Here is a 22,274-nt window from a genome sequence, read left to right as displayed (position 1 = left end):
GTATCAATTCCCGTGCCGGAAATGCTATGGGAGGGCCCGCATCACCCGAACCTCGCGGATCATGAGCGCTTCCATCGACTTCTCATCGCTGCCCTTGGCCGAGTTGACCGACGACGGCGGCAAGCCTCTGCGGGCCCGGCTGCTCGCCACCCATGACGTGGCGCAAGCCGTTTCCCAGGCGGTGGCCGCCAATTGGGCGGTGATGCCGGCCGGCGGCCTGACCAGCGCCATCGGCTCCTACGACTATGCCGACGAGGGCATCGCCGGCTTCGCCGGCATCGTCGCCATCCGCCCCAAGGGCGCGCTGGCCGCCGAGATGGTCGCCGCCGACACCGATCCGGCGGCGATCAAGACCCATCAGGTGGCCATCGACGCGGCCAAGGGAACGGTATCGGCGGGAGCGGGGCTCACCTTCACCCAGGTCAACGCCGCCCTGGCCGAGGCGATCGGCCCCAACGCCCGCGTCCTGGTGGACCTCACCAGCATCGGCTCGGCCTTCGTCGGCGGCGTGGTGGCCACCGGCGGCATGGGGCCGCTGCGCCTGTCGCCGCTCGGCACCCTGGACGCAATCTGCCTGGCCGATGGCGGTGACGCGCCGCGTCTGGTGGAGGGCGCCGCCCTGGCCGATGTCCAGGGCATGCAGGGCTGGACCGGCATGGTCGCCGCCGCCCGCTTCCGCTACGTGGAGGTTCCCGCCGGCGAATTCGGGCTGGTCCTGCCGGTCCAGGGCTCGGACGTGGACACCATCGCCGGCCTGCTGGCCTGGCTGCGCCCCTGGACCCGCGTCACCCTGCCCGACGAGGCCGGCGGCCGCATCACCGGCGAGGGCGGCGAGACGGTGCTGAACGGCATCGAGCTGGTCAGCCGCGACTCGCTGGAGGCCTTCATCGAGCACGCCGAGGAACCCGCCCGCTCCAAGGCGCAAGGCCTGCTGCAATCTTGCGAATACGCCGGCGCCGACATGCTGGCCTGCCTGACCGGCTGGTCGGAACTGTCCATCGACGACGTGCTGATGAGCCTCTTGGATCCCGAGACCGAGACCATCGGTGGCGTGATGATCGATTTCGGCGTCGGCTTCTCGTCGGGCGCCGAGATGGAGACCTTCCGCGCCATCCGCGAAGGCGCCCCCGACCTGGCCCGCACCAGGGCCCGCGTCGTCCAGCCCGGCATGATCAAGCCGTGGAGCACCTCCACCGACATCAACATCGTGCTGCCCGCCGATACCGGTGCCATCGTCTCGGTGCTGGAGGCCTATGCCGATTACCGCGCCGCCATCCGCACCCTGGCCCGCGAGCTGAAGGGCGCCGTCGAGGTGGAGCTGTCGGCCTACGGCCACCTGTCGCCCTCGGGCATCGACCCCCACCACCGCGTCACCCTGTTCGCCGCCCTTGGCGCCGAAGCCGCCCTGGCCGGGGCGCGTCAGGCGGTGGCGGCCAACAAGCGCACCCTGATCCACGATCTGCTGTTCGCCGCCAGGAGCCATGGAATGGAGGTGACCGGCGGCGAGAAGGGGGCGCCCTCCCTGGTGGAGATCGCGCGGGCCGCCGGCGGCGAGAACCGCCTGCCCGAGGGACTGAAGGCCGCCTTCGCCCGGGCGCGGGCCGCCGTGCTGGCCGCCCCCCCTCAGTTCAGCTTCCGCGCTCCCGTCGAACTGCGGACGGCGGAGTAATACCGTCCGCCCATAGTGTTCATGTCATCCTGAGCCGTGGCGAAGGATCTTTCACGCGCAAACGGCAGCCGCTTGAAGATGAAAGATCCTTCCTCCCGTTGGTCGTCAGGATGACAGGTCAGTTCAAGTGACGACCGGTACAAGCGATTGCGGGCAAGGCGCCCGCACCTTGACTACACCGCTTCCGGCTGGGCCATGGTGGGCAGCCAGACATGCACGATGGTTCCCTGGCCGGGTTCGGATTCCAGCCACAACCGGCCGCCATGCATCTTGGCCACCTTGAGCGCCGAGGCCAGCCCCAGCCCGGCGCCGGGGAAGGTGGAGCGCGAATGCAGGCGCGAGAACGGCCGGATGATGGTCTGCAGATATTGGGCGTCGATGCCGATGCCGTTGTCGGCGATGTCGATGCGCCAGCCGTCGCGTTCCGCCATGGCGCTGATCCGGATGTGCGGCACGACGTCGGGACGCACGAACTTCATGGCGTTGCTGATCAGGTTCTCGAACAGGGTGAACAGCAGGACGGGATCGGCGTGCACGGTGGGAAGCTCGCCCACCTGGAACTGGGCGTTACTGCCCGCCGCCATGGCGCGGCAATCGACGATGGCCTGTTCCACCACCCGGCGGCAATCCACCGGCGCGAAAGCCGCCATGGGGCGGTTGGAGCGGGTGTAGTCCACCAGGCCCTTGACCAGCAGGCTGAGCTGGTTGGCGCCCTCGCGGATGAAGTTCATGCTGCTCTGGGCCCGCTCGGGCAGGTCCTCGCCGAACTCGCGGTCCAGGCGCTGGGTATAGGCCAGGATGTAGCGGATGGGCTCCTGCAGGTCGTGGGAGGCGGCGAACAGCATGCGCTCCAGCTCGGACTTGGCCTCCACCAGCATGTCGGCGCTGTGCTTTTGCACCGTCACGTCGCGGATGGACGAGCGCGAGCCGAGCGGAACGCCCGCCTCGTCGAAGATGGGTTGCCACGACATGGCCACCCACTGCACCTCGCCCGCCTTGGTCAGCACCCGGAACTCCATGTCCTTGCCGGACTGTCCGTCCCTGGCCGCCGCCAGGAAGTCGCGCACCTGGGCCCGATCCTCCTCGACCACCATGGGCAGGGGGAAGTCCTCCATGGCGTGGCACTCGGCGACGGAATGGCCGGTGACGCGTTCCACCGCCGGATTGACCCAGCGCAGGCGGCCGTCGGCGTCGAACCAGTTCTCCCAGGCGTAGGTGTAATCGGCGATGGCGCGAAAGCGCTTCTGGCTTTCGTCCAGGTCCTGGATGCGCGATTCCACCGCGCTGGACATGGAGTTGAAGGCCTGGGTCAGGACGGCCACCTCGTCCTTGCCTTCCAGCTTGAGGCGGATGGAGAAATCGCCGCCCGCCACCTTGAGCGACGCCCGGGTCAGCAGGTCGAGATGCCGCGTCAGCCAATAGCCGATGGCGGCCAGCAGGGTGATGGTCAGCACCACCTCGGCGACGGCGATGCCCACGCTCTGGTGCAGCAGCTCCCGCCGGGCATTGGCCAGGAAGGTGGTGTCGACCCCGTAGCGGGCCTCGCCGTAGCGCTGTCCCAGGAAGACGATGTCGAAGGCGCCCCGGTATTCGGGCAGATCGGGCGACAGCACCTTGTCGGCGGACGGCAGCGGTCCGTCGGCGTCGCGCCCCCAGGCCGCGACAACCTTGCCCACGCTGTTGGTCACCACCATGTAGGTGATGCTCCTGGACGCCCCCCAGCCCTCGACGATGCTCTGCAGGGCGGCGTAGTCGCGCTCGGCCAGCTGTCCCGCCAGGGTGATGTTGAAGGACGCCTCCTGGGCCTGCAGCCGGGATTCGGTGCTGGCCGCCAGATGGGTCTGGATCAGGCGCACGCCGTTGGCCACCAGCAGGGTCAGCATGACCACCTCGACCACCACGCTGAACGCCAGCAGGCGCAGCCGCAGGGAGTTGACCGGCTTGACCGAGGGCGGCCGCGGATAGCCGAAGCTCAATGACCCCTCCTGCTCTTGATGCTGTCCACCATCTCGGCATAGGGCCGGGCCTGGCGGATGTCGGCCTCTTCCAGGGGAACCAACCCCTTGAATCCGCCGGATTTGAAGAACGCCTGGCCCTCGTCGGTATCGCCGAAAGTCCCCAGCGCCTGGCGAATCGCCTCGACGGCGTCCGTCCCCAGCCGGATATGGGCCAGGAACATCTGGTGCGGCATGCGCAGGCGGCAGGGAATGGACACCACCTGGTTGCGCACGTCCTCGGGAAGCTGCTGCATCACCGACGGGCTGCTGATGGCGGCGTCGGCGTCACCGATGGCCACCGCCCGGATGGCGGTGGCGTGGTTGGCCACCTCCTCCAGGGCGTAATCCTCGCCGGCCCGCATGCCGTAATCCACCGACAGCCAGGTCTCCGCCACCACCGACAGGGCGGCCAGCCGATCGGCGGTCAGCACGCGGCGCCCCCGCAGCTGCTGCGCCTCGCGCAAGGTGCTCTGCCGGGGAACGACGATCAGCGGCGACAGTTCCTGATTGTAGCGAAACAGCGGCGCGTAGCCGACATCGAAGGCGATCACCCCGAAATGGGGGGCGGCCACCAGGATCTCGAACTCCTCGGCCCGGATGTCGTCCAGATAGGCCTGGAACGACCCGGCGGTATAGAGCTCCACCGGCCGCCCCAGGGCCTGCTGCAGGCGGTGGCGCACGGGATCGTAGAGCTTCAGCAGACTGAGCGTCGCGATGGTGGGAAGCAGCCCGATTCGGACGGGGCGGGTGTCCTTGACCTCGGCGCCCGCTCGCGCCGGCGGCGCCATGACCAGCGACAACGACAGAATCGTGATGATGAATCGACCCAAACCCGGGATCATTGTTTCCCCCAGCCCGCAGCGACAACCATAGCATGCCCGCAAGACCCGGCAAACGAATTGAGCGCCCCGGCGGCCAGGGATACCACCCGCCATCCCACGGGGAATCGATATAGACTCATGGAATAGGCTGGAATATTTGCACCCGTGACATAAACTATTAAAATCTCTGTTGTAGCGTGTAGAGACGGAAATTCCCTCTTCGGCGGATTCTCGCCCGGGGGAATCGACAGGTGGGGTTCGAATAACCTCCAGTCGGATATATGTTGTATGAAGGTTAAGGGCGGACGGAAGGGTAAGTTTTCCAGCAAGCGCATGGCTTCGTTGCCGCGCTGGAGGAAAGCTCGTCCTGAATTCCGGCCTCCGCACCGTCTGACCCCCTTCGAACGGCTGGCCCTCCTCGCCACGCGACACCGGCGCGGACCGGCCGCAACGGTGGCCGCCACCGCCCCGGCGCCCGTTCCCTCGGTCCTTCCCGCTCCCGATCTGCCCCCCTCGCTGCTGGCCGAACGCGTGATCCGCTGGTGCCGCGACACCCTCGGGCGGTCGCTGTCGGGCCTGGCCCGACTGCCCCGCTGTTTGGCCGGTCTGGTGGGGGTATCCTACCTAGTCAACGAGGTCCGCTCGACCTTCGCCCCGGTGAAGGCCGAAGGCGACCGCCAGCGGGGCGCCATGGCCTTCCATGCCCCGCCGCGGGAGCCCGCCGCCGCCGCGACGGGCGCCTCGGCCATGTCGGAGGACGCGGCGCGCGCCATCATCGCCGCCGCCCTGGACGGCCTTCCCGCCAAGGGCGACCCGGAGCTGCCCCGGGATCTTTCCACCCTGGCGCTGCTGCTTTCCGATCCGCTGCCGGTCGATGATTTCAAGGCTTCGGATCTGGTGCGCGACTGCTTCGCCGCCCACGGCGTCGCGGGTGTGCAGAGCCGCGCCCTGCTGGGCGTGGCGCTGCGCCTGACGCGGGAATTCGGCCTGCCGACCCGGCGGCCGCTGGCGGCGGACCGGGCCTGGCGCATGCTCGACCCCGTCACCTTCGAAGACGAGATGGCCGGGCAGCTGGACGCCATCCGCACCTTCATCTCCGACTGGCAGAAGACCCAGCAGACCTTCCTGGTCCTGGAATTCAGCGAGATCGACCTGATCGAATGGCTGTTCGAATGCCTGCATCCCGGCCGGCATTCGGACGTCCTGTTCGAGGTGATGAACTTCAAGGTCCTCTCCAACCGCCGCCAGGGCATCCTGCGGCGTATTCCCCACCGCGTCCGCAAGTTCGTCAAGGATTCGGGCGGCGGGCACGAGGCGGTGCTCTATACCGCCGGAACCCGCGCCTATCTCAACCGTATCGTCACCACCCACGGCTTCACCCCCATCGTCGAGACCGCCACCGTCTGCCTGGAGGAGGTGGAGAAGGTCCTCGAGAAGCTGAAGCCGGCGGCTCTTCCCGGTCCCGCCGGCGAGGGCGAGGGCCAGGCCCTGGCCCGTATCACCCCGGTCAAGATGCCGGCCTCGGAACTGGCCGAGCAGGCCATCGCCGCCGCCCACGCCGCGCCGCCGCCGGTGGCGCCGGTGGCGCCGCAACCCCTGGCCGCCCAGCCACTGCCCCCCCGTCCCCAGGCGCCGATACCCCAGGCGCCGATACCCCAGGCGCCCCTGGCGCCCGCGGCTCAGGTTCCCGCCCTGGCGCCGGCGCCGGTTCAGCCGGCCGAAGGCGTGCGCCCCGCCACCATCCGGCTGCAGCCCAAGCACATCCGCGCCGGCGCGGTGCTGACCATCCCGTCGCGCCCGGCCGGCCGAATTCCCCTGGGCCGCACGTTCTCCATCGAAGGCGATACCGCCGCGCCGGTTCCCGCCATCTCGGTGAAGAGCGAGCAGACCCGTCCCGGCCTGCGCCCCAACCGGCTGCCCGGCCCGATCAACGCCGTCATCCCGCCCAGCCTGCCGCATCTGGCCCTGCCCGCTCCCGGCGCGGCCTCGGCCCCGACGCAGCCCGCCGCCGCCCCGCCGGCGCCGCGTCCGGTCACCGGCCGGGTCAATCTGGCCCTGCCCGGACGGCCGGCGGCCCCCGCGCCGGCGCCGGCGCAGGTCAAGCCGGCCGCTCCGGTGCCGGTGCCGGCGGCCAAGGTCCCGGCGGCGGCCTCCGCCCCCATTCCCGTCCCGCCGCGCGCGGTCACGCCGGTCCGCGCCCAGGCGCCGGCCCCGGCGGCCGATGGCGCTCCGCCGCCGGCCCTGGCCGAGAACGTCACCAAGCTGACCATGGTGCAGAAGCGGCGCCTGCCCATCACCCAGGCGCTCAAGCGCCAGTCGGTGATGCGGGTGCTGCGCGGCGAGGACCCCGAGGCCGTCGCCCAGGCCATCGGCATCAGCCGCCCCAAGCTGGACGAATGGGTGGACAAGTTCATCGCCGCCGGCGCCGGCGCGCTGACCACCAGCCGCAAGCGCAAGTCCGAGGAGCTGACCGTCGACACCCTGCGGACCAAGCTTGCCGAGGTCCTGGCCACCGCCCAGCTGATCGAGCAGGTGATGGAGGCCTCGCTGCCCCGCCGCCCCATGCTGCTGCCCCCGCCCCAGGACGGCGCGCCCCAGGGCGCGCCCGCCGTGGCGTCCAAGCCGCGTTCGCGCAAGAAGCGGGGCTGACCTTCCTTTTCAGGGCTTCGCCCATCCCCCGACCGGGCTTATCCTGGCGGCATGGCTCCATCCCAGGGGAGAGCCGCCATGATCAAAGCCCTTCTCTGCCTGCTGTTCCTGATGGTCGCGGCCCCGGCGGCGGCCGACGAGATGCCCGTCGCCACGGTGGTCCTGTTCGACGCCGTCTGCCTGACCTGCCACGAAGGCGAATGCAGCGGCCGCATGGCGCTGCGCACGGAACGAGGCGGCGAAGGGCTGGCCGGCCACGTGGCCAGTTATGCCGGCCGGCAGGATGACGGCATGGTCAGCCGGCTGAAGACCCTGATGAGCCGCCTCAAGACCGAATGCCGCCTGCCCGCCCCGCCGGTGGCCATCCCCGCCGGCGGATTCTGGGGGTCCGCCGCCCTGGACCGGGTCACCCTGCCCGACCGCCAGCGGCTGTTCGTGCCCCTGGGACGCTTGGAGCCCGGACGGCACTCGGCCTTGCTCAATCTCAGCACCGCCCAGCGGCTGCGCCTGCAGGTGGTGGCCGACAGCTTCGACATCGTGCTGGACGAGGAAAGCACCGTCGGACCGGCCGGCAACCGCATTCATTGGCGGGTGGACGAGGCGGGCGAATATTTTCTCCGCATCCAGGCCCGCGCTCCCATCGGCGCCTTGCGCATGGGGCCATGAGCCGCCCCACCCGCCCGGGCTGCCCAAGCGGGTGTGGACGGCGGCCCGCCGATGGACTAAGAATTAACTCTAGAATCAAGAAAAGGTGGGGGGAGAGAGGCGCGGCGGGTCGCTGCGGCTCTGTTCTGGTGCGAAGGCCAATTGGTGGAACGAATGCGTATGACGGCCCAAAAGAGTGACGAAAGCGCCCTGCCGCTGATCGGCATCTACGAGATCAGCAAGATTCTCGGCGCCACCCTCGATCTCGACAAGGCGCTCCACGACGTCCTCAATGTCCTGTCCTCCTATCTCAACATGCGCCACGGCGCCGTGGTGCTGAAGGACGAGGCCGGCAAGCCCCATCTGGCCGCCGTCACCGGCATGTCGCTGCGCCTGGCGCGGGAAGGGGTGCTGAAATATCCGTTCGCGGCGGTGGACAAGGTGATCTCCACCGGCATTCCCATGGTGGTGCCCGACGCCGCCGAGGAACCCTTGCTGGCCGAATACATCGCCGAGAACGACGACGCCCTGGAGGACGAGCGCGTCTCGTTCTTCTGCGTCCCTGTCAAGACCACCGACAAGCCCTTCGGCGCCCTGTCGGTGGAGCGGTCCTGGGACCAAAGCGCCCAGTACGTGTTCGAGCACGACCTGCGCTTCCTGACCATGGTCGCCACCCTGATCGGCCAGACCGCCAGCCTGCACCGCAAGCTGGCCAACGACCGCGAGACCCTGATGACCGACGCGGCCAGGCTGCAGAAGCGCATGGCCGAGGTCCGCCCCGTCCTGCCCATCCGCGGCCTGGAGGACGTGGTGGGCAATTCCGAGGCCATGGCCCGGGTCTTCGCCCAGGTGCAGCAGGCGGCGCCCACCAAGGCCACCATCCTTCTCAGGGGCGAAAGCGGCACCGGCAAGGAACTGGTGGCCCGCGCCGTCCACATCCTGTCGGCCCGCGCCCAGAAGCCCTTCATCAAGGTCAATTGCGCCGCGCTGTCGGAAAGCGTGCTGGAATCCGAGCTGTTCGGCCACGAGAAGGGCGCCTTCACCGGCGCGGTGGCCGAGCGCAAGGGACGCTTCGAGCTGTCCACCGGCGGCACCCTGTTCCTGGACGAGATCGGCGAGATTTCCGCCAACTTCCAGGCCAAGCTGCTGCGCGTGCTGCAGGAAGGCGAGTTCGAGCGGGTCGGCGGCAATAAGACCGTCAAGGTGGACGTCCGCCTGATCGCCGCCACCAACCGCGACCTGGAAGCCGGGGTGGCCGACGGCTCGTTCCGCGCCGACCTCTATTACCGCCTCAACGTGGTGCCCATCTTCCTGCCGCCGCTGCGCGAGCGCTCGGGCGACATTCCGCTGCTGGCCATGTACTTCCTCAAGCAGTTCAACGAGGAAAACGGCCGCGCCCTGAATTTCTCGCATAATGCCCTCGAGGCGCTGCAGCGATGTTACTTCCCCGGCAACGTGCGCGAGCTGGAGAACTGCGTCTACCGCACCGCCACCATGACCAAGGGCGAGGTCATCGACGAGATGGACCTGTCGTGCAAGCAGGACACCTGCCTGTCCTCGACCCTGTGGCACAAGCGCAATCCCACGGACAAGGCCGCGCCGACCTTGAGCGCCCCCATTCCGGTCCCCACCGGCCCCCTGGTCGTGCCGCCGCCCGCCGCCGCGCCGGCGCCGTCCCCGCCGCCGCCGGTGCCCGTCGCCGCCGAGCCCCCCCCCGACGATGACGACCTGTCCGAGCGCGACCGCCTGGTCCAGGCCATGGAACGCTGCGGCTGGGTCCAGGCCAAGGCCGCCCGCCTGCTGGGCCTCACTCCGCGCCAGATCGGCTATGCCTTGAAGAAGCACAACATCGAGATCCGGCAATTGTGATCCCCAAATCCCCGCTGCTGCCCTTTCCGCTGACCATCTGCGGCATCGATGAGCTGCCCCGGCATGCCGGGGCGGGTATCAGCCACGTGGTCACCATCCTCGATCCCGAATGGCCGGACCCCGAGCACTTCGCCCTCTATCCGCCCCATGCCCGCACCATCTGGCGCTTCCACGACATCGTCAATCCGCAGGAGGGGCAGACCCACGCCACCGGCCGCGACGTGGAAGCCATCCTGGAATACGGCGCCGGGCTGAAGGCCGACGTGGTCGAGCATCTGCTGATCCATTGCCACATGGGCATCTCGCGCTCGACCGCCACCGCCATCATCCTGATGGCCCAGGACAATCCCGGCCGCGAGGCCGAGGCCTTCGCCCATCTGGCGGCCATCCGGCCCTTCTCGTGGCCCAATTCGCGCATGGTGCGCATGGCCGACGACATGCTGGGGCGCCAGGGCGCCCTGGTGGAGGCCATGCGGCTGCACCATCACGGAATCGCCCGCCTGCATCCCGACAAGATGCCCTATCTGCGGGCCAGCGAACGCGCCGCCGAGGTCCCGCCGGAGGAGTGAGCGGGCGGACCTGACCTGTCACCCTGAACGCAGTGAAGGGGCTTTCACGCACCTGCGGCAACCGCCTCAAGCTGAAAGATGCTGCGCTCCGCTCAGCATGACATGAGGGATGGTGGCGGGTATCCCGCCCCCCTCACTCCTGGGTCCGGCCGTAGCGCCGGCTGCGATAGCCCTTGAGGCTCTTTTCCACCGCCTCGTCGTCGATTCCCGCCTGGCGCAGCACCGATCCCGCCATCTGCAGGCTGGCCTCCACCGTTTCCGGGATCACGGCGGTGGCGCCGATCTCACCCAGCACCTGCTCCTGGGCGCGGTCGCGGGCGCGAGCGACGATGGGCAGAGTTGGCGCCGTCTGGCGGATGCAGGAAATGGCGCGCTCGGCCTGACGGGCCTCGTTGACGGTGATCACCGCCGCCCGCGCCTGGCCGATCCCCACCGAGCGCAGGATGCCGGTTCGCCCGGCGTCGCCGAAATAGACCGGAATACCGGCGGCGCGCGCCTCCGCCACCCGGTCGGCATCCATGTCGAGCGCGATGAAGGGAATGTCGTGCTCGGCCAGCAGACGGGCGATGGCGCGCCCCACCCGGCCATAGCCGGCGATGATCACGTGGTCGGCGAGATGGCTCGCCGAATCGGGAATGGGGTCGCCGCCGCGCTCGGCCGGAGCCAGACGGAGGGCCAATCCCCGGCCCAGGGCGGCCAGGACCGGTGTCAGCACCATGGACAGCGCCACGCTGGCCACCAGGGCCTGGCCCAGCCCGCCGTCGAGAATCGTCAGTTCGATGGCCCGGCCGAACACCACGAAGGCGAATTCGCCGCCCTGGGCCAGCAGGAAGCCCACCCGCAGCCCGTCGGCCCAGCCGACCTTCATCACACGGCACAACAGCACCAGAACCGCGGCCTTGACGGCCATTGTCCCCACGGTCAGCCCCAGGACCAGCCCCAGCCGCTCGGCGACGAAAGGCAGGTTGATGGACATGCCCACCGTCATGAAGAACAGGCCCAGCAGCAGGCCGCGAAACGGCTCCATATCCGCCTCGACCTGATGGCGGTAGCGGGACTCGGCCAGCAGCAGACCGGCGAGGAAGGCGCCCAGCGCCATGGACATGCCCGCCTCGCCGGTGGCCCAGGCCACCGCCAGGACCAGCAGCAGGTTGGCGGCGGTGAACACCTCGGGATTGCGGGCGCTGGCGATGAAACTGTAGGCGGGGCGCAGCAGAAAGCGCCCGATCAGGAAGATGACCGCCATGACCAGGATCACCTTGCCCCCGGCCAGGAGCAGAGCCTCCCCCACATGGAGCTCGTCACCGACCAGCAGGGGCAGCAGCACCAGCACCGGGACCACCGCCAGATCCTGGAAGATCAGCACCGCCACGGCGATGCGCCCGTGATGGGCCACCGCCTCGCCCCGCTCCACCAGGATGGCCAGCACCGTTGCCGTCGACGAGAAGGCCAGGGTGACTCCGATCACCAGGGCGGCATCGCCGTCCAGATCGAAATGGAGGGCGATGGCCAGGATCAGGGCCGTACTGACCGCCACCTGGGCCAGTCCCAGCCCCAGGATGTAACGCCGCATGGTGCGAAGCCGCGACAGGGGCAATTCCATGCCGATGGCGAACAGCAGGAACACCACCCCGAACTCGGCCAGCTGCCGGGTGACCTCCAGGTCCACCACCGGACCGGGGGTATAGGGTCCCAGCACGATGCCCGCCGCCAGATAGGCCAGCACCGAGGGAATGCCGAAGCGCTGGAACAGCGGCACCAGCACCACCGCCGCCAGCAGCAGCGACAAGATATCGAACAACGCTTCCGAACCGTGCACGCGCTCCCCCTTCCGACCCGGGACCGGCCGAGTATAGGGGGCCTCCGCCGCTCCGCAAACGGCGATCGCGGGCCAATCTGCTTCGCTGCCGCCACAGGCGGTCATCGAGCCGCCGGTATCAGATGGCCTTGGCGTCGGCCAGGAAGCCGGTGATGGCGGTGCGCAGGGACTGGGCGCGATCGGACAGGGCATGGGCCATGCCGGCCAGGTCGCCGGCCAGGGCGCCGCTGGCCTCTACCTGCCGCGACACCGTGGAGATGCTGTCGGTGACCGCCTGTCCGCCCCTGGCGGCCTCCTGGGCGTTGAGCAGGATGGAATCGGTGACGCTTGCCTGCTCCACCGCCGCCGAGGCCACCGAGGCGGCCACCGCGTCCATGCGGGTGATGGAATCCGTCACCCGCCGATTGGCGGCGACCACCTGGCTCACCGTGTCCTGCATGGCCGCCACATGGCGGCCGATCTCGTCGGTGGCGCGCGCGGTCTGGTTGGCCAGGTTCTTCACTTCACCCGCCACCACGGCGAAGCCCTTGCCCGCCTCGCCCGCCCTGGCCGCCTCGATGGTGGCATTCAGGGCCAGCAGATTGGTCTGGGCGGCGATGTCGGTGATCAGGCTGACCACCTCGCCGATGCGCTTGGCGCCGTCGTCCAGGGTGGCCATGGTCGCCCCCGCGCATTCCATCACGTCCACCGTTTCGCGCACGATGGCCGTCGTCTCGCGGATGCGTTCGGTGATGCCGTGATTGGAGGACTGCAACTGGGCGGTGGCCGACGCCATCTCGTGCACGTTGGCGGCCGATTGGGCGGCAGCGGCGGCCACCGAGGCGCTTTCGTGGCCGGCGTCGTCGACGTTGTGATGCAGGTTGTCGGCGGTGGAGGAGACGGTGCGCACCACCTCGCCCACGTCGCCCAGCAGCGACTGGACGGTGCGGTCGAAAACGGCGGTGCGTTGCTCCAGCTGCTCGGCCCGCTCCGCGCGGCCCCGTTGCTCGGCCAGGGCGGCGGCTTCCAGGTCGCGGGCCCGGCGCATGTTGTCGCGGAACACCTGGAGGGCGCGAGCGATCTCCCCGGTCTCGTCGCCGCGATCGGCGCCGGCCACGGCATCGTCGAGATTGCCCTCGGCCATGCGCCTCGTGGCCTCCGCCACCCGGCCCAGCGGTCCGGTGACCGAGCGCCGCACCAGGATGGCGGTCACCAGCCCGCCGAGGACCAGGGTGGCGAGGGCGCCCAGCAGAAGGCCCGACTTCAGGCGTTCGGCGAAGACGTCCATGGCCAGATGGTGCTCTTCCACCTCGCGCCCGGCGGCGGCCGAATACTCGTCCACCAGCTTGCCCAGCTTTTGCCGGTTGGTCCGGTTGGCGTCGTTGTCCCCGAAAACCCGGGCGGATGGCGCTCCTTCCTCCAGGCCGAGGCGGATCAGTTCACGCCGGAAACGGATGAAGCTGGTCAGCTCCTGCTCCAGCTTGGCGAACTCGGCCGACTGGGATGCGGGCACCGCCGCCCGCCAGTCCTTCGCCAGCTTTTCGAAAGCATCCAGGCTCTTGATCATGGGGGTGGCGAATTTCTTCACCTCGTCGGCGCTGCGCGACATGTAGATGCCGCGAGAATCCATCACCACGGCGTAGATGGCGGAACCGGCCCTCTGTCCAAAATCGGCGCGGCGCGAGGCGTCGAGAATGGCGTCGGTGCGCGCGTCGTACGTGGCGATGGCCCACTGGCCCAGCGCGGCGATGCCCAGGGCGACGGCGGCCATCACGCCCATGAGGAGCTGGATTTTCACCCCGATACGCAACCGTCCCGCCATGTGGCCCTCCATTTCCGAGTATGGCGGCCGCCGGCACCCTTTAAGAGAACCAGCCCAAGCCTTCACACGGCTGAGGTTGGGCGCATGCAAGGAGAGAGTCAACAGATTTTACATACTTAATACATATAAACACCGTGTAATGACCATTTACCTTCTGTATAAGAGACGCCGGAGCGGCAATGCACACCGCTCCGGCTGTTCAATGTCATTCCCTGTTCAACGCGCTCACCACCGCCTTCAGCGAGGCCATGGTGATGGAGGAATCCAGCGCAGCGCCATGGACCGAGGCGCCGCCTTCGCCGGCGATCTCCACATAGGCGGCGGCCTGGGCCTCGGAACCGGCGCCCACGGCGTGCTCGTGGTACGAGCGGACCTTGACCTTGCGGCCCAATCCGCTGTCCAGGGCGTGGATGAAGGCGTCCAGGGGGCCGTTGCCCTTGCCCTCGATGCGCTTTTCCACGCCGTCGTCGCGGATGGTGGCGGACAGCGCCCGCCCGCCGTTCCGTCCCTCGGAATGGGTTTCGTATTCCACCAGTTCCAGCGGCCGGTCCTGGAAGTAGGTCTGGGAGAAGGCCTGCATGATCTCGGCCGAATCCAGCTCGCGGCCCGCCTTGTCGGCCATGGCCTGGACCACGCGGGCGAAGTCGATCTGCAGCGGCCGGGGGATTTCCAGCCCGTGGTCGCGCTCCAGCACGGCGGCGATGCCGCCCTTGCCCGACTGGCTGTTGATGCGGATCACCGCCTCGTAGCTGCGCCCCACGTCGGCCGGATCGATGGGGAGATAGGGCACCTCCCACACCGGGTCGTTGCCCTTCCGGCGCGCCGTGAAGCCCTTCTTGATGGCGTCCTGGTGCGAGCCGGAAAAGGCGGTGTAGACCAGCTCTCCCGCATAGGGATGGCGGGGATGGACGGGCAGGCCGGTGCAATGCTCGGCGGTGCGGCGCACCGTGTCGATGTCCGAGAGGTCGAGGCCCGGGTCGACGCCCTGGGTGTAGAGGTTGAGCGCCAGGGTGACGATGTCCACGTTGCCGGTGCGCTCGCCGTTGCCGAACAGCGTTCCCTCCACCCGGTCGGCCCCGGCCATCACCGCCAGTTCGGCGGCCGCCACCCCGGTGCCCCGGTCGTTGTGGGGATGGACCGAGACGATGAGCGAGTCGCGGTTCCTGACCGTGGCGCAGAACCATTCGATGACGTCAGCGTAGATGTTGGGCGTCGACATCTCCACCGTGGCGGGCAGGTTGCAGATCATCTTGCGGTCCGGCGCGGCGCCCCAGGCCTCGGCCACCTTCTCGACGATCTCGACGGCGAAGTCGGGCTCGGTGCCGGTGAAGCTTTCCGGCGAGTACTGGAACACCACCTCGCCGCCGCTGCGCGCCGCCGAGAGTTCACGGATCAGCCTCACCCCGCCGAGCGCCAGCTCGACGCAGCCCTGGCGGTCGATGCCGAACACGATGCGGCGCTGGGCCTCGGAGGTGGAATTGTACATGTGGACGATGCAGCGCTTCGCGCCGTCCAGCGCCTCGAAGGTGCGGCGGATGAGGTCCTCGCGCGATTGCACCAGCACCTGGATGGTGACGTCGTCGGGAATGTGGCCGCCCTCGATCAACAGGCGGATGAAGTCGTAATCGGTCTGCGAGGCGGCGGGGAAGCCCACCTCGATCTCCTTGAACCCCATGCCCACCAGCGTCTTCCACATGGCCATCTTGCGGTCCGAGCCCATGGGATCGATCAGCGCCTGGTTGCCGTCGCGCAGATCGACGCTGCACCACGCCGGCGGAGTGGTGATGGCGGCGTCGGGCCAGCGGCGGGCGGCGAGGCGGATGGCGGGATAGGGGCGGTACTTGGTGCTGGCGGCAGGCATCATGGCCTGGTCCTCCTTGTTCGGTCATTGCTGCTGATATGGGAAGCGCGGCCGGGATTTGCGGCCGCCGGGCGGCCGCGAATGACCTATGCCCGACGGCCGCAGGTTAGTCGCAGCAGCAGCAGGCCGGCCAAGGCCGGAGCGCGAACCGAAGGGGAAGAGGAGGAGGAGTGAGACATGTGAGCGAACCCGACCCGAAGGCTGAAACCACGAAAACCCGGAACCGTCCTTACGATTCCAGGGTGGATAGCAGCAGCAGGGCGTTGTTCGCGTCGGTCATCATGGAGCTACACTGCCCGATGCAACCGATTGCGGTCAAGTCATAATACGTCGGCCATATTTGGACGTGTCGCGGGCGACGGGAATAGGCTAGACTCGCTCCAAACTGATCCAGCCCGGAACCGACGGACCGGCCATGCCCGCAGACGGCGCCAAGGAACTGCACTCTCCGGACGAGCCGAAGGCCCGGACCTACAGGGCCGCGGCCACCCTGGCGCTGATCGTCGCCGCCTGGACCGCCGTCTCCGCCTGGATCGCCGACGTCTACGGCAATTACCGCGAGGCCCAGCTGCGGGGCCAAGCCTCGGCCCTGGCGGTTTCCTCGGCGGGGGCGCTGACCAACGCGCTGAACCAGCGCCTGGCCCTGGTGCGGGGACTGGCGGCCTTCGTCACCGTCAAGATCGCCGAGAACCAGCCGGGCGAGATCGAGCGGGAATTTCCGGTCTTCGCCGCCTCCTCCTACCAGCAGGTTCCCGGCATCCGCAACATGTCGGTGGCTCCCGACTTCGTGGTGCGCCTGGTCCATCCCGTCGATCCCGGCAACCTGAAGGTGGTGGGCCACCATCTGCTGGAGGACAAGCGGCCGGGCTTCGCCGAGGCGGTCAGGCGGGCCATCCAGACGCGCGAACTGACGGTCCACGAACCGCTGGAGATGATCCAGGGCGGCATGGGATTGCTGGCCCGCCAGGCGGTCTTCACGGGCGAGCAGCCCTGGGGCGCGGTGGGCATGGTCTTTTCCATCCCCCCCATCCTGGAATCCAGCCGCATCGGCGTCCTGGAGGGCTATTCCTGGGGGCTGCGCACGGCGGCGGGAACCCCGGTGGGCGGCGATGGGGCGGCTTTCGACCGCGATCCGGTCGCGGTCCGTATCGACCTGCCCGACGGACACTGGGAATTCGCCCTGGCGCCGACCGGCGGCTGGAAGGCGGCCGTGGAGGGAGAGGCGGAAATGACCGCGCTCTATTTCGGCCTGCTGATCATCGGCCTGGGCCTGCTCAGCCTGGCCTGGATCGCGCTGCGGCGCCGCGAGACGCTGGAGCGGCTGGTGGAAAGCCGCACCCGCGACCTGACCACCGCCAACCGGGAACTGGAGCGCTTTTCCTTCATCGTCGCCCACGACCTGCAGGAGCCGCTGCGCTCGATCCTCTCCTTCAGCCAGCTGGTCGAGCGGGGCCTGTCGCCACAGCTGACCGACGAACAGCGCCACTGGCTGACCGGGCTGGGAACGGCGGCCCGGCTGATGCGGAGCCTGCTGCACGACGTCCAGGTCTATCTGGGCGAGAACAACGCCCCCCTGCCCCGGCGCCGGATCGACGCCGCCGAGGCGCTGACCATCGCCCGGCGCAAGCTGAACGGACGCATCCGCGAGGCCGGCGCCGTGATCGAGGCCGCCCCCCTGCCCATGGTGTGGGCCGACCACCACCGGCTGGCCGAGGTCTTCGTGGCGCTGATCGGCAACGCCATCGAGTACGCCTCGCCCGGCCGCCCCCCGGTGATCCGCCTGTCCGCCCGCGCCGAGGGCGCCTTCCAGATCATCGAGGTGACCGACAACGGAATCGGAATCGAGGAGGCCTATTTCGACCGCATCTTCGGGGTCTTCCAGCGCCTTCACTCGCGGGCGGCCCATCCCGGAACCGGAATGGGGCTGGCAATCGCCAAGAAGATGGTGGAACATCTGGGCGGAACCATCCGCGTCCGTTCGGCCGTGGGCGAGGGCAGCACCTTCTCCCTCATCCTGCCGACGGCACCGCCAAAGTCCGTGAACGTCCGAATGGAGTGATTGTGACCGAAGCCAACGAGCAGCAATTCAAGGTCATGCTGGTCGAGGATGATCCGGGTGACGCCGGCCTGGTCAAGGCCGCCTTCGCCAGCAGCCGCTTCACCTGCCGCATCGAGCACATTCCCGACGGGGTCGAGGCCATGAAGCGCCTGCGCGAACTGGCCCAGGAGGGGGCGCCATCGCTGCCCGACCTGATCCTTCTCGACCTCAACATGCCGCGCAAGAGCGGGCACGAGGTGCTGGCCGAGATGAAGGCCGACAACGATCTCAAGGACCTGCCGGTGGTGGTGCTCACCACCTCGGACGCCGAGCGCGACGTGGCCGCCGCCTATCACAGCGGAGCCTCGGGCTTCGTCACCAAGCCGGTGGACGTGGATGCCCTGTTCGAGTCCATCCAGGGCATCCTGGAATACTGGTTCGGCCTGATGCGCCTGCCGGTCAACCGGCCTTAAAGCATCGAGCGTCGAATCAGAGGCGGATTGTCACCCTGAGCAAAGCGAAGGGCCTTTCAGGCACTTGCGGCAACCGCCCCGGACTGAAAGATGCTTCGCTGCACTCAGCATGACAGCGCGTTTCGTATTTAACGCTCGCCGTTTTAACAGGGTGCGGAAAAACTCGTCTCAAGACGTCGTCATTCCCGCGAAAGCGGGAAGATGGACTCACATTTCAAGTGCAACACCGAGATCGATGGCTTTTCCGAGGAAAGCCTCAAGCGGAGTTCGATATCCGAGGCACTTTCGCGGGGTGAGGTTGTAGTCCATGGCCAGGTCGTCCAGATCGGCCTGGGAAACTGCCGCGAGATCTGTTTTTCGCGGCAGTCCCCGCCGCATTCGCCCGATGGCGTTCTCGACGCCGCCCTTCTGCCAGGGGCTATGGGGATCGCAGAAATAGGTTTTCATGCGAAGCCTTGTCTTCAGGCGGCGATGGGCCGCGAATTCAGAGCCGTTATCGAAGGTGATGGTGCGGCGCTGCTCGGCAGGAAATCGCCGCAGCATGGCGGTCAGGCTGTCGGCGATTGGCTCGGCGGCTTTGCTGAGGTGATGCCGGAGCAGAAGCAGGCGCGAGCTACGTTCGTGCGCCACCAGGACGGCTTGGCGATAGCGGGAGAACAGCATCAGATCGGCTTCCCAGTGGCCGGTCTGGCGCCGGTCGGCGACCTCGGCGGGACGCTCGGCTACCGGCACTCGCTGGGGAATGAAATGCACCGAGCTGCCGCCCTTGCGGCCACGCCAGCCACGCTGAAACTTGGCGCGCGGCAGCAGCCGGTGCAGATAGTCCTTGTGGCTGTTCACGCGCCAGTAGATGTAGCGGTAAATTGACTCGTGGCTGATCACCGGCCTACCTTGCTCAAGCTCGAGCCGCCCGGCGATCTGCTCCGGGGACCATCCCATCGCAAGGCCGTCCAAGGTCAGTTTCCTGAGCGCGCTCGAGCGCTCCAGTTTGTAAAGCTTGCGCCGCCGCCGGGCGCGGGCCTGGATCATCGCCCAATCCACCTTGTAGCCGACTTGGGCGCCACTGTTGCGCTCCAGCTCTCGGCTGATTGTTGACGCCGCCCGGCCCAAGGCCCGGGCAATGGCTCGCCGAGATTTACCGTCTGCATGCAGACGGTAAATCTCGCACCGCTCATCCAGACTGAGCTGATTGTATCGTTGTCCCATCGCAGCACCCATTATAGCGGGTGTTGCACTTCGATCGTGAGCTTAGGGAATCCATGCATCAGCCAACTGCATCTTGTGTCGATGCCGCCAAATTGTGTCAACATGGACCCCCGCCTTCGCGGGAGTGACGGGTAAATGGAGTGGCAGGCGAGTTATTCCGCAGCCTGTTAAAGCATCGAGCGTCGAATCAGAGGCGGATTGTCACCCTGAGCAAAGCGAAGGGCCTTTCAGGCACTTGCGGCAACCGCCCTGGACTGAAAGATGCTTCGCTGCACTCAGCATGACATCGCGTTTCGTATTTGACGCTCGCCGTTTTACCCCCCCTATTTCCTCGGCTTGGCCCGGGCCGTGGGTTCGGCCTGCATGGGGTCGTCGGGCCACCAATGCTTGGGATACTGGCCCTTGAGGTCGGCCTTCACCTGCCGGTAGGCGTTGGCCCAGAAGCTGGCGAGATCGCGGGTCACCTGCACCGGACGCCGGGCCGGCGACAGCAGATGCAGCAGCAGCGGCACCTTGCCGCCGCCGATGCGGGGCGTCTCGGCGCAGGCGAACATCTCCTGCAGCCGCACCGCCAGCACCGGCGCCTCGCCGGAATAGTCGATGGGCACCCGCGAGCCGGACGGCACCTCCACATGGGTGGGGGCCAGTTCGTCCAGGCGCTTCCTCTGCTCCCAGGACAGCAGGCCGGAAAGCGCGGCCCCCAGGTCGAGCCGGGTAAGGTGGGCGCGCCGGGTGATGCCGGCGAGATAGGGCACCAGCCACGCCTCCAGCCCGTCCAGCAAGGCCGCCTCGGACAGATCGGGCCAGCCCGCGTCCGGCTCCAGCCCACGCGCGAAGGCGACGCGTTGGCACAGCCTTTCCAGATCGGGAGTCCAGGGCAGGCAGGTCGGCCCCATCTGGCGCACACCCTCGGCCATGGCGGCGGCCAGCGCCTGGGGATCGGCGGATTTCAGCGGTTTGTCCTCGATGACCAGCGACCACAGGACGCGGCGCGCCCGGGCCTGCACCGCCTCGTCCCGCCCGTCCCAGCGGCACACCGTTTCGGCTCGGATGTCGGCCTCGAACTGGGTCTCGATGTCGGCCAGGGTGAGCGGCGCGGCCAGGAAGATGCGGGCCTCGCGCCGGTCGCCGTCGGTCTCGGCCAGGACCAGCCACTCCTCGGCGGCCAGGGGCTCGTGCGAGGCGAACTGCGCGCCGCCGCCGCCGGTCATGGCGTAGCGCGGCTCGCCCCCCGGCCGCCGCCGGGCGATGCGGTCGGGATAGGCGAAGGCCAGCAGCAGGCCCGCGTCGCCGCGCTCGCCCTGCTGCTCCCCCGCCTTGAGGCCGAGGCGGCGGCGGCCGTCGCGGGCCGCCTGCCGGGCGCGGGCCAACGCACCTTTATCCACCGGCAGCCCCCGCTCCTCGCCGCGCAAGGCGTCGAGGCGCAGGCGGATGTCGCCGTCGCGGGCCTCGCGCCCCGGGCGCAGCACGTCGCGCTCCTCCAGCAAGGCGGCGAGGTCCGAGGCCAGGCCGCCGAGACCCAGGTCGCGCCCCTTCAGCACCATGTGGGCGAGGCGGGGATGCAGACCGAGGCGCGCCATGGCCTTGCCGTGAGCGGTGATCCGCGCATCCCCGTCCAGCGCCCCCAGCTCGGTCAGCAGTTCGCGGGCCTGGGCCAGATGGGCGGCGGGCGGCGGATCGAGCCAGGCCAGGGCGCCTGCGTCGCCCGCCCCCCATTGGGCGAGGTCGAGGGCCAGGGGGGCGAGGTCGGCCTCGGCCATCTCGGGGGCGGTGAACGGCAACAGGGCGCGGTCGTCGGCCTCGGACCACAGGCGGTAGCACACCCCCGGCCCCAGCCGCCCGGCGCGGCCCCTTCGCTGGTCGGCGCCGGCGCGGGACACCGGCAGGGTCACCAGCCGGGTCATGCCCGAGCCGGGATCGAAGCGGGCCACCCGCATGCGCCCGCCATCCACCACCACCCGCACGCCCTCGATGGTCAGCGAGGTCTCGGCGATGGCCGTCGCCAGCACCACCTTGCGTCCGCCGTCCCGGCGCGGGCGAATGGCGGCGTCCTGCGCCTCCTGCGACAGGTCGCCGTAAAGCGGCGCGAGCTGCACGCCGCGCGCCGCCCGGTGCTCGGCCAGCAAGGCCTCCACCCGGCGGATCTCACCCGCGCCGGGCAGGAAGACCAGCACGTCGCCCTCCTCCTCGTCCAGGGCGCGGGCCACGGCGGCGGCCACCGCGTCGATGAAGGCGCGGGGCTCGGGCCGGGCGAGGAAACGGGTCTCCACGGGATAGGCGCGTCCCTGGCTGGTCACCACCGGCACGTCGCCCATCAGCCGGGCCACCGGGCCGCCGTCGAGCGTCGCCGACATCACCATCAGCTTGAGGTCGTCGCGAAAGACCTGACGGCATTCCAGCGCCAGGGCGAGGCCGAGATCGGCGAACAGCGAGCGCTCGTGAAACTCGTCGAAGATCACCAGCCCGACGCCCTCCAGCGACGGGTCGTCCTGGATCATGCGGCCCAGGATGCCCTCGGTCACCACCTCGATGCGGGTGGCGGGGCCGATGCGGGAGTCGAAGCGGATGCGCCAGCCCACCGTCTCGCCCGGCTGCTCGCTCAAGGAGGCGGCCATGCGCGAGGCGGCGGCCCGCGCCGCCAGCCTTCGCGGTTCCAGCATCAGGATGCGCTTTCCCGCCAGCCAGGGCTCGTCCAGCAGGACCAGCGGCACGCGGGTGGTCTTGCCCGCCCCCGGCGGGGCCTGCAGCACCAATCCGTGGGAGGAGGCCAGGGCGTCACGGATTTCCGGAACGACCGCATCTATGGGTAAATCATGCATTTTTCGTACTTATACGATCGCGCCGCCGAACTTTAGAC

The 22,274-nt window shown here is 68.8% G+C and carries 14 protein-coding genes; 7 read left to right on the top strand and 7 right to left on the bottom strand.

The window, feature by feature from the left end; genetic code table 11:
- Positions 1-61: 61 nt before the first annotated feature.
- Positions 62-1,669 carry an FAD-binding oxidoreductase gene (locus ACV4UZ_RS05425; protein WP_491599898.1) on the top strand — a complete coding sequence of 536 codons (1,608 nt, stop codon included), beginning with the start codon at positions 62-64 and terminating at the stop codon, positions 1,667-1,669.
- A 173-nt stretch (positions 1,670-1,842) separates the two neighbouring features.
- Here ACV4UZ_RS05425 and ACV4UZ_RS05420 read toward each other — a convergent pair whose 3' ends face one another.
- Together ACV4UZ_RS05420 and ACV4UZ_RS05415 are read right to left on the bottom strand one after the other, a co-directional pair.
- Positions 1,843-3,645 (bottom strand): sensor histidine kinase, encoded by a 1,803-nt coding sequence (locus ACV4UZ_RS05420; protein ID WP_491599897.1) that lies wholly within the window; start codon positions 3,643-3,645, stop codon positions 1,843-1,845.
- Positions 3,642-4,508 (bottom strand): PhnD/SsuA/transferrin family substrate-binding protein, encoded by an 867-nt coding sequence (locus tag ACV4UZ_RS05415; protein ID WP_491599896.1) that lies wholly within the window; start codon positions 4,506-4,508, stop codon positions 3,642-3,644. Before ACV4UZ_RS05415 ends, ACV4UZ_RS05420 begins: the two co-directional genes overlap by 4 nt.
- Positions 4,509-4,940: 432 nt before the next feature.
- On the opposite strand from ACV4UZ_RS05415, the gene ACV4UZ_RS05410 reads away from it, so the two are divergent.
- From ACV4UZ_RS05410 to ACV4UZ_RS05395, 4 genes are all read left to right on the top strand, one after another.
- Complete coding sequence (locus tag ACV4UZ_RS05410; protein WP_491599895.1) at positions 4,941-7,136, top strand: helix-turn-helix domain-containing protein; 2,196 nt, start codon at positions 4,941-4,943, stop codon at positions 7,134-7,136.
- Positions 7,137-7,214: 78 nt separating this feature from the next.
- Complete coding sequence (locus tag ACV4UZ_RS05405) at positions 7,215-7,802, top strand: hypothetical protein (protein WP_491599894.1); 588 nt, start codon at positions 7,215-7,217, stop codon at positions 7,800-7,802.
- 153 nt (positions 7,803-7,955) lie between these two features.
- Entirely contained in the window at positions 7,956-9,650 is a 1,695-nt protein-coding gene (gene nifA, locus ACV4UZ_RS05400; protein ID WP_491599893.1) for a nif-specific transcriptional activator NifA, read from the top strand.
- A complete protein-coding gene (locus ACV4UZ_RS05395; protein ID WP_491599892.1) occupies positions 9,647-10,219 on the top strand; it encodes a tyrosine phosphatase family protein in 573 nt (190 codons plus the stop codon). Before nifA ends, ACV4UZ_RS05395 begins: the two co-directional genes overlap by 4 nt.
- Positions 10,220-10,352: 133 nt before the next feature.
- On the opposite strand, the gene ACV4UZ_RS05390 is transcribed toward ACV4UZ_RS05395, so the two are convergent.
- The 3 genes from ACV4UZ_RS05390 to leuA form a co-directional block, all read right to left on the bottom strand.
- A complete protein-coding gene (locus tag ACV4UZ_RS05390; RefSeq protein WP_491599891.1) occupies positions 10,353-12,038 on the bottom strand; it encodes a monovalent cation:proton antiporter-2 (CPA2) family protein in 1,686 nt (561 codons plus the stop codon).
- Between the two features lie 118 nt (positions 12,039-12,156).
- Positions 12,157-13,839, bottom strand: coding sequence for a methyl-accepting chemotaxis protein (locus ACV4UZ_RS05385; RefSeq protein WP_491599890.1), 1,683 nt, complete (start codon positions 13,837-13,839; stop codon positions 12,157-12,159).
- A 205-nt stretch (positions 13,840-14,044) separates the two neighbouring features.
- Positions 14,045-15,703 (bottom strand): 2-isopropylmalate synthase, encoded by a 1,659-nt coding sequence (gene leuA, locus ACV4UZ_RS05380; protein WP_491599889.1) that lies wholly within the window; start codon positions 15,701-15,703, stop codon positions 14,045-14,047.
- A gap of 412 nt (positions 15,704-16,115) precedes the next feature.
- Between leuA and ACV4UZ_RS05375 the strand changes: the two genes are divergently transcribed.
- Both ACV4UZ_RS05375 and ACV4UZ_RS05370 read left to right on the top strand, forming a co-directional pair.
- Positions 16,116-17,759 (top strand): sensor histidine kinase, encoded by a 1,644-nt coding sequence (locus ACV4UZ_RS05375; protein WP_491599888.1) that lies wholly within the window; start codon positions 16,116-16,118, stop codon positions 17,757-17,759.
- A gap of 2 nt (positions 17,760-17,761) precedes the next feature.
- A complete protein-coding gene (locus tag ACV4UZ_RS05370) occupies positions 17,762-18,211 on the top strand; it encodes a response regulator (protein ID WP_491599887.1) in 450 nt (149 codons plus the stop codon).
- 207 nt (positions 18,212-18,418) lie between these two features.
- Here ACV4UZ_RS05370 and ACV4UZ_RS05365 read toward each other — a convergent pair whose 3' ends face one another.
- Together ACV4UZ_RS05365 and hrpB are read right to left on the bottom strand one after the other, a co-directional pair.
- Positions 18,419-19,429 (bottom strand): IS30 family transposase, encoded by a 1,011-nt coding sequence (locus tag ACV4UZ_RS05365; RefSeq protein WP_491599453.1) that lies wholly within the window; start codon positions 19,427-19,429, stop codon positions 18,419-18,421.
- Between the two features lie 311 nt (positions 19,430-19,740).
- Entirely contained in the window at positions 19,741-22,236 is a 2,496-nt protein-coding gene (gene hrpB / locus ACV4UZ_RS05360) for an ATP-dependent helicase HrpB (RefSeq protein ID WP_491599886.1), read from the bottom strand.
- Between the last annotated feature and the right edge of the window lie 38 nt (positions 22,237-22,274).

The organism is Paramagnetospirillum sp., assembly GCF_058402745.1.
Note: the sequence above shows the minus strand (reverse complement) of the source record. Positions and strands in the feature narration are given on the sequence as shown.

What these genes read in the sequence shown, in the direction of transcription:
- ACV4UZ_RS05425 (WP_491599898.1), top strand. Translation starts at nt 62, where the DNA reads ATGAGCGCTTCCATCGACTTCTCATCGCTGCCCTTGGCCGAGTTGACC.
- ACV4UZ_RS05415 (WP_491599896.1), bottom strand. Translation starts at nt 4,508, where the DNA reads ATGATCCCGGGTTTGGGTCGATTCATCATCACGATTCTGTCGTTGTCG.
- ACV4UZ_RS05405 (WP_491599894.1), top strand. Translation starts at nt 7,215, where the DNA reads ATGATCAAAGCCCTTCTCTGCCTGCTGTTCCTGATGGTCGCGGCCCCG.
- nifA (WP_491599893.1), top strand. Translation starts at nt 7,956, where the DNA reads ATGCGTATGACGGCCCAAAAGAGTGACGAAAGCGCCCTGCCGCTGATC.
- ACV4UZ_RS05385 (WP_491599890.1), bottom strand. Translation starts at nt 13,839, where the DNA reads ATGGCGGGACGGTTGCGTATCGGGGTGAAAATCCAGCTCCTCATGGGC.
- leuA (WP_491599889.1), bottom strand. Translation starts at nt 15,703, where the DNA reads ATGATGCCTGCCGCCAGCACCAAGTACCGCCCCTATCCCGCCATCCGC.
- ACV4UZ_RS05375 (WP_491599888.1), top strand. Translation starts at nt 16,116, where the DNA reads ATGCCCGCAGACGGCGCCAAGGAACTGCACTCTCCGGACGAGCCGAAG.
- ACV4UZ_RS05365 (WP_491599453.1), bottom strand. Translation starts at nt 19,429, where the DNA reads ATGGGTGCTGCGATGGGACAACGATACAATCAGCTCAGTCTGGATGAG.
- hrpB (WP_491599886.1), bottom strand. Translation starts at nt 22,236, where the DNA reads ATGCATGATTTACCCATAGATGCGGTCGTTCCGGAAATCCGTGACGCC.